Raw genomic sequence first — 11,519 nt, 5'->3', positions numbered from 1 at the left:
CTCCGCTTTTGTTAAGCCGCTTTCGAGCGCCCTGAAGTGCGTCAGGTCCATCTTTTTTCGATTGCGGATAATTGCGAATTTGCTCTATTAATATCTTGTAGTTCTCCGGTGCGTCCGCCCAATCCTCACGGAACAAAACAAAGCCACCCGTAACGGCAGGCTCAAGCGACTTGATGCGGCAATCCTTATTTTCGGTATTGGCTATCCCACGGGTCGGCACGCCCTCACCGCTGTCCTGTAGGGACATGGCCTTGGCGAAATCCTTAAGCCCCTGAAAGCCGTTCTCTTCCATAGCAACCTGATATTCTACGTCCGGGTTTTGTTCCCGTACCATGCGATAGATGCGGTTATGGTCAGCCACTACCTTGGTCGGTGAGCGCTTATCAAGGGAGGCGTACAAGACCATTTCCTTGCCATGATGCTCACCCTCTGCTATCTTGCCGATGACAACGATGGCGCTGAAGTCCGCGTCCTTTTCAACCTTCATGGCCGGGTCAGTCCATTGGGAGAGCTTTGAATATTTCAGCCCCTTATGGTCGGCGAAGTGAAGCGTCTTGAATATTTGGGTGGCCGGGTCAAGGGGCAGGAGTTCGTATTGAGCCATGAAGGTGGTGATATCTATCCCGTCCTTGCCCTGCTTGACCGTCTTAAGCTCCTGAAGTCGGGCTTCGGGCAGCAGGCGGGGGAAGTTAAGGGAGCCGTCCGGCGCGTGGGCCGGGCGCTCCCAAATGTTGAACTTGCCTAGAGCCTTCCGCTCCATGTCAGGGGCCAGCTTATCCTTGATGTGGGCATAGATGTCTTCCCTATGCCAACGCGTTCCGATGATTTGGAGAAAGCCACATTCCTTCTTAAGCACGTCCACGATGTCAGACAGGAAGGCCATAGTGACGGCCCGCTTTGCCTCGCTGTCCCTGTCCTGGACGCCAGCTATATCATCCGCGATAACCACGTCATAGTGCCTGCCAGTGATGGCCTTGCCTAGCCCTGCCGCCTCAAGGTTAGCTTCCTTGCTGTGGTTCTTGCGGGTTGTCAGGTCTAGCGCGTCCGCCCGGTTCAGGTTCTTGTTTACGATATTGCCAAACACTTTGACGAATTGCTCGCTCTGCAGCTTGGCGCGTATCTCACGCAGGAAGGCTTCGGCGTTGGTTATCGTCTCCGATACAATCAGGATGGTCAGGTCAGGGTTGTTAAGCAGTAGCCAAATGGCATAGGTCACGGTCCAGTAGGTAGACTTCAGGGTTTCGCGTGGTGACAGGACAAGTGACCATGTACGCTTAGGAGCGCGGGGATTGAATAGGGTGGTCGCGTACTCAGACCATTCAAGCTGTGTCTCACAGAACTTGGTATAGCCTAACACCTCACGCCCTAAGAAATACGGAGAGGCCAGGTAGACGGCCCGCATAGCGTCCGCAACCTTGACCTTATCAAGCGTTAGGGGTGCTGTCAGCGGCAAGCCGTTTCTTTTCTGCCTCAATCAAGGCGGTCAGGGTTTGGGCCACAAGAGACTCTGGGATAAGCGCGGGCGCGTCCGCGTCTTGCCCTATGCGATATTCGGAGCGCTCGATATAGCCGCGATGCTTGGCCTTGCACTTGAGGTAAAAGCAAATCGACCCGGTATCGCCTCCGTCAATGTTATCCATGAGCCGGTCTTCAACGTGGTCGATGCTGGCCTCTGTGCAATCCTCGATGGCCTGCTTAAACGCGGGGTCTTCTTTGAGGTAGGAATAAAACGTGGAGCGCTGAACGCCTACGGCTTCACAAGATTTTGAGATATTACAACGATGAGATTTCATCGCTTCGACAAGCGACTTCTTTACCTGTTCGATGTTGTAGGAGTCCGCCATTAATACTATTATAAACTATCCGGACAAAAAAGTCAAGGCTTGGACAGCTTTGTCCTAGGTTGGACAGTTCTGTCCCAAAAGCGGAAGGCCACCACTAAGGCGATGCGCCCGTGATGGCCGACCTGTTGGCGGTATGTATACCACATGGGGGTAATATAATCTAATTGGGCTAGTTTTGCAAATCCATGCCATTTAATAATTCTCACGGTTTACGAAAATAAGATTTGCTCTCCGAAATCGAGAATAGTATATTAAGGGCATGGATCGGCAATCCTCCTTTGTAACGTTGGGTTAACCGTAAGCGCAAGCCTCGGTCCTTGTCCTGGGTGTTTCTTGCCGATCCCCCCAGGATAACCCTTTTTTAAGGCATTTATGGCACGCTCTAAAAAAATAGGTCTTGATTATTTTCCGCTGGATGTCACGTTTAACGAGCAAATTCAAGCATTAGAAACACTGCATGGTAATAATGGCCTTGTATGGATTTTGAAATTTTGGCAGTCTGCCTATAAAACAGAACATGGAGAAGTCAACCTAAACGGATTGTTTGGGGATTTATCGGCTAACAATGCCCGACTATCTCCCGAACAACAAACCAAGATAATTGCCGATTGTATCCAGCTTGGCCTTTTAGTCGAAATTTCAAGGGGTGTCTATACTTCAAACGGAGTACGAAAAAGAATAGCTGAAGTTTCCAAAGAGCGAGAATATGCCATTAATTATCGCAAAAAAGAGTTGTTAGGCGAACAATCCCCAAACAATCCCCAAACAATGGGGGAAAGTAGAGTAAAGGAGAGTAGAGTAGAGGAAAGAAAAGAAAAGATAATACCCCCCACACCCCCCAAGGGGGGGTTGCCGTTTGAACAGTTTTGGAAAGCATATCCAAAAAAGACCGGGAAGGGAGCCGCAGAAAAGGCATGGCTGAAAATTAAATGCCCGGTTGAAACCGTATTGAATATCATATCGGCCCTTCAGTGGCAGGTCAAGTCCGAACAGTGGACCAAAGAACACGGCCAATTTATCCCAATGCCTGCAACCTACATCAATCAGCGCCGATGGGAAGACGAGCCGCCGCCACCACCACCTCAGGCATCCTATGGCCCGCGATACCAAAACCCTAACGATATAGACAATGGACCGGTTGCAACACCGGAAGAGATACGGCAGGCCCTTGGTGGATATTACGTGCCAAGAGAAGACCGTCCTGCTGGCGAGGGTCTGGACACTTAAACAAATGGAGCTGTTCAAATGAGTAACCTAAAAGGCGTGCGCGATATGTTGCGAGTGCGATATATTGCGTGATGGGACAAGTTGGGCGCAAATGCTTGCTCAAGACAGAAGAGCGGGCGGAAAGGCAAAATGCTAAAAGAAGAATATGATATGCTTGATTCTGATGGGCGCGTTGCCTGTCCGGTTTGTGGAACAAAGAAAACAGAGCCTTGCGGTGGCTGTTGGTGTCCCGATAGAATTGGCGGTTATGGTACGCGCCACATAAATAAATATCATCATCGCTGCCCTGAATCGGCGTTTACCACAATTACCACTACCGCTCCAATTAAGAAAGAGCCGCCCGCAAAGGCAGAGCAAGCATCAGCGCCCAACAACACGCAGCCCGTAAATTTTGTACTTAAATTTATTTATTGGATTGGTGCAAAACTTCGGGCGTTCTTTTGCTCCTTAAAAAAATTATGGAGAGTCGCAAAAGTGCGTTGACCGTTGTGTGAAATTTTGGCCGCAAAACAAAGAGCGCCGCTAAAGGCGAAAACAAAGGAGAAAAAATGTCTGGATTATTCGTCTACATTATCGTGATGCTCGACGATCTGTCGATGGCCCTGAATGTTGTTTTCTGGCTTTCTATTATTGCCGCTGGTGTTCTCGGACTTGCCTTGGTGTTTGGTGATTGGGAACAAGATCGCCGGGACCAATATGCACACTGGATGAAGCGACTTATCTACTTCTCTTTAATTCTTATTATTCCGATTACGCTTGTTCCAAACACAAAGAAAGCGGCCATCATCTATGTCACGCCAAAAATGGTCAACGCTGTGAGTGATGCCAAAATACCAGAGGCGTTGATGGGTCTCGCGAACGCTTGGATTGAAGAATTAAAGCCAGCGGCGCAAGACAAAGAAGCGGCCAAAACATCACACAACAAGCCGCAGCCGTAAAGCCCGAGGACGGGCCTTCGGGCGAACCTGCCGGAGCAAATTGATTATGGATTGTCCGTCAGGTGCGGCAGCCGTTGTGTGAAATAAAACCGCCCGCAAGACAAACGCGGGCAAGCCCTCGGAGGAAATAAATGAAAACATTACAAGAGGCAGTAGAAGTCTTTGAAGGTTCGATTCACGCTAAACTTGTAGCCTATGGAGATAAAGATGAACTGTATGTAATGGATAGGGCCGCTTTGGATATAATAAAAGAAAACCTGTATATTCCAAAATCGTGCCCGGATTGTCGTTGGTTCGACCAAAGAGAATACGAAACAAAAGATTGCTTGACTTGTCACGGCTGTATCCATTTTAGCAATGTAGATAAATGGGAGCTGAGGGTATGAATTGTGGAGAGTGTCCAATTATAAGAGTGTGTTGCATTGCAGGAACGACCTATTTAAAGAGCCGTTGTAAAAATACATGGAAAAGAATCAGACAATATTTAAAGAAAAAGGAGCGGGCGGTTTTACTTCTTACAACAATCGGCAACCCGGCTACGCCTGCTTCCGCAGGCTCCGACCCAAAGCCTGACGGCCTTCGGGTTGCCTAACCGTTATATGCAATTTCGCGGCAAGACAAAGACGGCGCGCTAAAGGCAAAGAGGAAAAGAATGGACGCAGAAGAAACCGAACAAGAGTCTGGGCTGTATGAGTATCTAGAACTATACGAATGCAGCAACTGCCACGATAGGTTCCACAGGTCGCAGTTATCAAGAGTAAAAAGTTTTTTAAAATATTTCGAGGTGGTACATTGGTCACACAAAGACCAGCCAGAATTAATAGGAAACGGATTTGATGGGCTACCAATTGGTCGAAACCAAGCAGAGGCGGAAGAATTTATTCACTTAGTAAACATTCTGATTGAAAACGAAATCAAAGGGCAGCAAGTAAAAAATGCTAAATAAAATACACCTTGAAGATTGCCTGACCGGATTACAACGGATTAAAACTATGTCTGTTGACCTCGTAATAGCAGACCCGCCGTATCTTTTTACAACCGCCAGTAGCGGTGCTGGCAAATTAAATCCGTGGGCTGATATTTCCAACGCCTCTTATTGGTTTGCGGCTTGGTATCGGGAGGTTTTTAGAATATTAAAGCCCACGGGTGCAATGTGGACGTTCTTGAATTGGCGAACCATTCCAACCGTGATGAAGGCCACTTTAGAAATTGGTCAACAAATTGAATCTCTTCTTGTTTGGGATAAGCAGTGGATAGGGCCTGGCGGTCCGCGTGGTTTGCGACCGTCCTATGAATTGGTGGCTTTGATTTGCAATCCGGAATACGCCGTTGTTGACCGTGGAGTTTATGATATACAAAGATTTCCGTGGTCTTCAATAAAACCAACGGGCCATCCCGCCGAAAAACCGCCTGCCCTCATCAACTGGCTTCTCGGTCTCCAGCCCTGCGAATTAGTAGTTGATCCGTTCTGCGGTTCCGGAACTGTGCCAATATGCTGCAGGACTCTCGGTAAGGATTTTATAGCCTTTGAACTTTCGGAAGAATGGCAGATAAAAGCAACCCGAAGAATAACGGAACAAACCCAGGGAAATCTATTCGGAGAAGAAAGCGCGCCGAAATCAAAAGGCAGCCGCGAAACAGCATATAACAAGCCGCAGCCACCAGAACAACTTAACCTACTGGACACCCCGTAACCATAATTAAGGAGTCCCCATGTCATCGTCATCCATCGACCTACAAGAACAGATGCACCGCCTTGAACATGAGAAGCAAGCCGCGCTAGAGGCCAAGGCTGTTGTCGAGATTGCCATCAACGAACGCAAGCGCGAGTTGCTTACGCTCAAGGACGGGCTGGAAAAGGCGCGGGTTAATTGCTCACGGCTTGACGCGGAGTATCGCATAGCCAAGGATGAATATTTCACGGCGCTACGGGAGGGGCGGTAACATGGGCGGCTGGCATGGTCAATCATCTGTTGAGACATATCAAACCGGCGCGGGCGCAACCAAGATACACCTTGACGCAAGCTATCGCCAATGTGAGAACTGCCACGAGTCGGCGTACTGCCCTTTAGCCCCGGTGTCCTTCCGGTGCCCCTCGTTTGTGCATGGCCTGACATCGAGCTTGTACGGGGGCGCGTTCCCGGTGGGCGCGTACGCGGGGGTTGCGCGATGAGGCGCACGGATGCGGCGGATAGGCGGGCGCTGCGCAAATACCGGCAGGCGGTCGCGGATAAGGCTTGGTCATCTGAGGTCAAGTTGCGGGCGGGGTTGCGGTGTGAGCGTTGCGGCAAGGGGCCAGGGGGATTGGCGGCACACCACATTTTCAGCCGGTCCCTGAAATCGGTTAGAACATATCCGCCAAACGGAGTGTGTTTGTGTAACGGGGACCACATGTTTTATGCTCACAAATATCCACACATGTTTTTGGACTGGATGGTAATACGGCGTGGGCAACCGTGGTTTGATGACCTGAACATCAAGGCCAATACCCGCAAACAGGTTTTCACGGCAGCGGATGAACCGAAAATAAATTGAGAAAAGGTATTGACTTTCCCAAATAATAAGTTATCTTATAAAAGGAAATGAAAGGAAACTATGGTAACCATCAAGGAATATGCGGCGGCTAACGGGGTGTCCGAGGTCCGCGTCCGGCAGCTTATCAAGGCGGGCCGCATCCCGTATGTTTTCGGGACGGTCACAATGATTGACCCTAACACGCCATATCCTGACCGGAAGCGCCCCGGCCCTGCCCGTGGGACGCGCTACAAGGGGTCAAGGATTGAGGATAACGCCAAAACCATACCTAGCGAGGGGGTAGCCAATGGCTGACATAGATTACGGCATCCTGGCCCACATCGTGCGCAATGAGGCCACGGCCCCAGTAATGCGTTATGATGAACTGGCCTCGCATTTCATCCGCACCGGTAGGCCGAAAGCTGCGGAGACATGCCAGGTTGCCATTGACGCCATTATGGAGGTGTGCCGGTTGATGGATGGGCTGGCCAAGGAAAAGGCGCAGGAGTTATCAGCGCCCGCCCCGGCCCCTACACCTGCAGAGCCTGAGCAAATCGAACATATCGCCAATAATAGCGGCGATGGGATACCTAACTAAATCAAAGGAGACTGAACAATGAATGATTTCCTGCCTGATGAGTACAAAGTCCCTACCGATAGCAAGTACATGCGCTTGCAGGATGGGGAAAACAAGTTTCGTATCCTCTCCAAGCCTATCATCGGATGGCTGGATTGGGATAACAAAAAGCCCGTCCGCTTTCACATGAACGCTAAGCCCGAACATTCGATTGACCCGGCCAAGGCCATCAAACATTTCTGGGCATTTGTTGTCTGGAATTACGGAGCGTCCAAGGTTCAGATTATTGAAATCACACAGCAGACAATCCAGCAGGCTATCCAGCGCCTCGCTGAAGATAAGGAATGGGGCGCGCCTTTCAATTATGATATCAAGGTCACCCGCACCGGCAGCGGCATGAATACAGAATACGCAATCAACCCAATGCCTCCGCGTCCGGTTGCTGAGGAAATCATGGCAGCGTATGTTCCGTTGACAATCAATCTCGACGCGCTATATGAAGGCAAAGACCCCTTCACTACTACCCCATTCTAAACATGAATATCGTCAAGATTGACCTTACGCCTGTCCCTGAGATATCGGTTGAGTCTGAGGCTGATATCCTTGTGTTCCGCGCACAGCTTGAGGTTGCGGCAAAGAAGATACGCGAGGCCAGGGACGCGCACGATGCGGCCATCATCAAGTATTTTCGTGAGAATAACATCCGCGAAATATCCCTGAGTGATACGGCTAAGATGTATATCGCCAAGGATGACAAGGACAGGTTTGACAGCGAGGCGATTAAGGCCGCGCTTGAGTTCACGCCTGAACAGCTTGCGGTACTGCCGCTTAACCCGGCATGGAAGAAAACGGCGGTGCTGGCTAACCCTAAGACAGCTATCGCGCATTTCATTGAGCCGGGCGAAAAGGTGGTGGTTAAGGAACTGGATAAGAAGTTTATCAAGGGTAGCAAGTAATGATTTCATTGCGGCACCTTTTGTTGGTTGGTCCTTCAAGGCTCAATCTACCCGGCCTGACCATCGCGCCGCACGGTGTAGGCCGGGGGATTTCATTCACCGGAGACTTGCGCCATGACGGGGATTGAATATGCCGCAGTATGTGTCTGTCTTATTATCTGTCTACTGGTATCAATTTACATTGGGGGTTTGTGTGCCGAATACGAAGAAATTAGAACGCTTGGACTCAAAAGAGATACAACAGCGGATGACCTGTTGGATATCGGAGGACGACCCGGCCAGGGTTCCGGCCAAGGCGGGCGATGCTGTGGAACGAAGCCGGGCGCGAATGGAGCGCGAGTTACAGACTATGGCCGCAGAGTCCGAAAGGCTGAAGCCTTTGGCAAAGCCATCGACTGGCACGAAATGAGATTGTAGGGGGTTGCCGTGAGCGAACCAATGCAAGCCATGACCTGCCCGCATCGCATCAATCCACGCTTTGACGCGACCCGTGGTTACGGCATGTGCAAGCAGCGCGTTATACGCGGGACATTCTGCGATTGGGCCGATGTGTACCGGGAGTGCGATTGCATTGCGTGGCCGTGTCAAAGGTTCGCAATAGGGGCGCATGTGGAGCATATCACGCAATAAGGTTCGTGTTACAACAAGTTGGCTGAAATAAATTTGTGGCGCAAGACAAAGAAACGCGCCCAAGGGCTCTAAGATGCAAGGCTTTTCAGAAAATCGCGTATTTTATCCGGGCCAAGCGCGTCCCAAATTCGGGCAAGGGATTGCGGAAGTCGGATTGTACGGCGCTCGGTTGGCTCTCCAGGGTTCAGGGCTGGCCGGTGGCCCCGCTCTTTGTCAGTTATCAGGTGGGGTTTCTTGTTTGTCATACCCTAAATATAAGGAATAGTCGGACGAAAGTCAACAAAATAAAGAAAATCAAAGAAAAGTATTGACAATCGTCTGACAATTGATTATATTAAGGGTAAGGAGGAAACAATGAAAACAGAAACACTAAGAAAAGCTCAGAGAGAACTTGACGGTCTTAATTCCGTTCAGCTTGGCATGGCCCTTGGAATGACTGACAAGAAAAAAGATGCTCTACTCTATAATCAGATTTTGATTGCTTTGGCAAAGAAATTCAGGGGTGCCGACAATGCCTAATTCCCGAGGCGAGGACACATGTCCCATAATCGGGGCCTCTTGTCGGTGCCTTTTAAAAGAATTGATGGAAAAAGGGTGGACGCTTTCAATGCGAGCTAGGATACGGAAATTCATTGAAGAAAAGAGCGCCACAAATTTACTTCAGCCAACAAGCACAAGGCCGGTTCGGGGCCGGGGTTCGGCCCCTCTCCCAAACGCGGAGTACCGCGCTTCGGCCTTGTGCAACCGTTGTGTGACATTGCCGGGCAAATAGCGCGGCGGAAAGGCAAAGATGGAAGTATCATTTGAAGTATTTAAAGCATACTGCATTAACAATTTTAGCGATTCATCCGAAAGTGATCAATGTGGTGAAGGTGGGGCAAGAGACTTTGATTATCCGTGTTGTATTTCAAATTGCCCTGTATTTAAGACCGCCGCAAGCCCGGCAACGATCACACAACATGCCCAAGGCCGGGCCGAGGACGGCCCCAAACCGTGCGAAACTTGTTTGAGGTGTGACCGGGCATGTAAGGTTGACGACAATACTATGTGTGGCAAGTTTCGCACGGCTTCGGCCTTGGGCTGACCGTTGTACGCAAGCCTGCCCCAAGACAAAAGACAAGGAGTTAAAATGAAATGTCCAACATGCAAACAAGACATGAGTGAACCGCCCCACCGTGGAGTTAACAATAAAGATTGTCCTCAGTGTGGCCAGGGATTGAGCTGGAGAAAGGCAAAGAGCGCCCGGACTGTTCGGCGGAAGACCGCCCGTACAACAAGCGCAAGTGATGCCATTACAAAATTCACATTTACGCTAGAACGCCGGGCGAGAATATGGGTTCTCCAAGAAAAAAGCGGAGGGTGTCGCCCGGCTACAATTTACGAGGTTGTGCTATGGAAGTTTTTGCAACGGGCGGCCATGTAACGGGCCATTGTAACCAAAGGAACCCAATGAACCACGCCCGCACCATGACCAGCCACGAAGCCCTCGCCGCCATGCCGATTGAGGCGGTGATTGTGATGGCGTTTGGCTATAAGTCGATACCGGCCAAGGCACGGATTAACCCGTCAGCCTATTCAAAGTTTCATCATGGCTCACTCCTTGCCATTGCGCGATTGATTGCGGAGCGTGGTGGGGTTCAGTCGCGGGACTGCTTTACCTGTGGCAAAGAGTGTAGCATGCAATATACGGCTGCTCGTTGCGGGTTATGGACCCCGATGGCGTGGCCGTGGAGGGTGAAATGATACCGCAATACTCCATTCTTGATGACCCTCCATGTGAAAGTTGCGGCTGTCTAGGTAATGCCGAGTGCGGAGCTAGGCCGGTTGACGAAAAATCATTTTGCGCTCTAGATGAAAACATGAATTGTCCATGCTGTAATCGGCTTGGTAAATACAAGAACATGAAGAGATGGAGGGTGAAATGACCGCCCTATCCATCCATGTCCCACCTGATGGAAAGATTATCATAGCCCGTAACCGCAAGCCTAACCGTGACCCTGCGCAACTCGATTGTTTCGCGGATTACAAGGGGCGCTGGATGGCGGCGATGATTGACCTTATCCGGTCCCTGCCAAGGCCGATAGCAATGTCGGCGGTGCGGTCAAGCGCGGAGGCTAAGGCTGTTGGAGCGCCGGTAAGTAAAAACTGGTTTGGCGTGGCGATGAAAAACGCAGGGCTTAAAAAGTCCGGGTATCAAATAAGCCCGCTGCAATCACGGCGCGGCGGCGTGGAGGCGGTATGGGCATGACAACCGCCATCCGCATCATCGTAACCGCCCTAGAGCTTGCCCTTATGGGCGCCGTCATATCCATCGCGGCGGACTATTGGAGCGTGGGCGATACGGCGCGGGTAATGTGTATATTACTGGCCGGGATATTCATACATCAAGTAGCATGGAGGCGGAGGTGAAACCTAAATTAAATTATATCAAAAATGATATTAATCCAAATTTGTATCAATGCCCTTATGAAAAGGCTTGCTCGTGTTGGATGATGGAGCCTTGTGCTACTTGCGAAACATTTGCAATGGAGCTAGTTGAAACAGAAAAGAAATCAATACGGAGGCGGCGGTGATTAAATCATTTCAAGCGCGGCGTGCATCATTGGCGCAATCGAGCGTCAGGCATGGCATAGCGCCAAGTCTCAAGGGTGAGCCTGCCGATTTCAGGTATTGCGAGCAATGGGGGCAGAAGGTGTTGGATAATTTCTGCCGTGGATGCTGGCGCGAGCGTGACCGGGAATGGGACAGGGCCGCAACGCGGGCGGCATGTGTGAAGGCGAATAGGCCATGATATACCACCCCTATCTCCGCTTCCTTAACTGGCTATGGGGCT

General features: G+C 50.4%; 16 protein-coding genes. 14 read left to right on the top strand and 2 right to left on the bottom strand.

Features of this window, described 5'->3' with window-relative positions:
• Positions 1-1,453 (bottom strand): hypothetical protein (locus WC734_06070; GenBank protein MFA6198681.1); only part of this gene is annotated, 1,453 nt, incomplete at its 3' end.
• The gene (locus tag WC734_06065) at positions 1,425-1,844 is read right to left on the bottom strand and encodes a hypothetical protein (protein ID MFA6198680.1); all 420 of its coding nucleotides are present in this window, start codon (positions 1,842-1,844) and stop codon (positions 1,425-1,427) included. The genes WC734_06070 and WC734_06065, both read right to left, overlap by 29 nt.
• A 372-nt stretch (positions 1,845-2,216) precedes the next feature.
• Here WC734_06065 and WC734_06060 point away from each other — a divergent pair, with 372 nt between their 5' ends.
• From WC734_06060 to WC734_05995, 14 genes are all read left to right on the top strand, one after another.
• Positions 2,217-3,071 carry a Lin1244/Lin1753 domain-containing protein gene (locus tag WC734_06060; protein ID MFA6198679.1) on the top strand — a complete coding sequence of 285 codons (855 nt, stop codon included), beginning with the start codon at positions 2,217-2,219 and terminating at the stop codon, positions 3,069-3,071.
• A gap of 129 nt (positions 3,072-3,200) precedes the next feature.
• Positions 3,201-3,554 (top strand): hypothetical protein, encoded by a 354-nt coding sequence (locus WC734_06055; GenBank protein ID MFA6198678.1) that lies wholly within the window; start codon positions 3,201-3,203, stop codon positions 3,552-3,554.
• 65 nt (positions 3,555-3,619) lie between these two features.
• Positions 3,620-4,009 (top strand): hypothetical protein, encoded by a 390-nt coding sequence (locus WC734_06050; GenBank protein MFA6198677.1) that lies wholly within the window; start codon positions 3,620-3,622, stop codon positions 4,007-4,009.
• A 131-nt stretch (positions 4,010-4,140) separates the two neighbouring features.
• A complete protein-coding gene (locus WC734_06045) occupies positions 4,141-4,395 on the top strand; it encodes a hypothetical protein (GenBank protein ID MFA6198676.1) in 255 nt (84 codons plus the stop codon).
• Positions 4,396-4,661: 266 nt separating this feature from the next.
• Positions 4,662-4,955, top strand: coding sequence for a hypothetical protein (locus tag WC734_06040; protein MFA6198675.1), 294 nt, complete (start codon positions 4,662-4,664; stop codon positions 4,953-4,955).
• On the top strand, positions 4,945-5,703 hold the full coding sequence (locus tag WC734_06035) for a DNA methyltransferase (GenBank protein ID MFA6198674.1): 759 nt from the start codon (positions 4,945-4,947) through the stop codon (positions 5,701-5,703). Before WC734_06040 ends, WC734_06035 begins: the two co-directional genes overlap by 11 nt.
• Positions 5,704-5,722: 19 nt before the next feature.
• Positions 5,723-5,953 (top strand): hypothetical protein, encoded by a 231-nt coding sequence (locus tag WC734_06030; protein ID MFA6198673.1) that lies wholly within the window; start codon positions 5,723-5,725, stop codon positions 5,951-5,953.
• A 651-nt stretch (positions 5,954-6,604) separates the two neighbouring features.
• Positions 6,605-6,838, top strand: coding sequence for a hypothetical protein (locus WC734_06025; protein MFA6198672.1), 234 nt, complete (start codon positions 6,605-6,607; stop codon positions 6,836-6,838).
• Complete coding sequence (locus WC734_06020) at positions 6,831-7,121, top strand: hypothetical protein (GenBank protein ID MFA6198671.1); 291 nt, start codon at positions 6,831-6,833, stop codon at positions 7,119-7,121. Before WC734_06025 ends, WC734_06020 begins: the two co-directional genes overlap by 8 nt.
• 18 nt (positions 7,122-7,139) lie before the next feature.
• A complete protein-coding gene (locus WC734_06015; protein MFA6198670.1) occupies positions 7,140-7,634 on the top strand; it encodes a hypothetical protein in 495 nt (164 codons plus the stop codon).
• Between the two features lie 2 nt (positions 7,635-7,636).
• Positions 7,637-8,056 (top strand): hypothetical protein, encoded by a 420-nt coding sequence (locus tag WC734_06010; GenBank protein ID MFA6198669.1) that lies wholly within the window; start codon positions 7,637-7,639, stop codon positions 8,054-8,056.
• A complete protein-coding gene (locus tag WC734_06005; protein ID MFA6198668.1) occupies positions 8,056-8,184 on the top strand; it encodes a hypothetical protein in 129 nt (42 codons plus the stop codon). The genes WC734_06010 and WC734_06005 overlap by 1 nt, the downstream gene beginning before the upstream one ends.
• 856 nt (positions 8,185-9,040) lie before the next feature.
• Positions 9,041-9,205: a hypothetical protein gene (locus tag WC734_06000; GenBank protein ID MFA6198667.1), complete on the top strand. Its 165-nt coding sequence runs from the start codon at positions 9,041-9,043 to the stop codon at positions 9,203-9,205.
• A gap of 1,402 nt (positions 9,206-10,607) precedes the next feature.
• Positions 10,608-10,934 carry a hypothetical protein gene (locus WC734_05995; protein ID MFA6198666.1) on the top strand — a complete coding sequence of 109 codons (327 nt, stop codon included), beginning with the start codon at positions 10,608-10,610 and terminating at the stop codon, positions 10,932-10,934.
• Positions 10,935-11,519: the final 585 nt, after the last annotated feature.

The sequence above is a fragment of the Patescibacteria group bacterium genome (assembly GCA_041661625.1).
GTDB lineage: Bacteria > Patescibacteriota > Patescibacteriia > JAHIZJ01 > JAHIZJ01 > JBAZUB01.
Note: the sequence above shows the minus strand (reverse complement) of the source record. Positions and strands in the feature narration are given on the sequence as shown.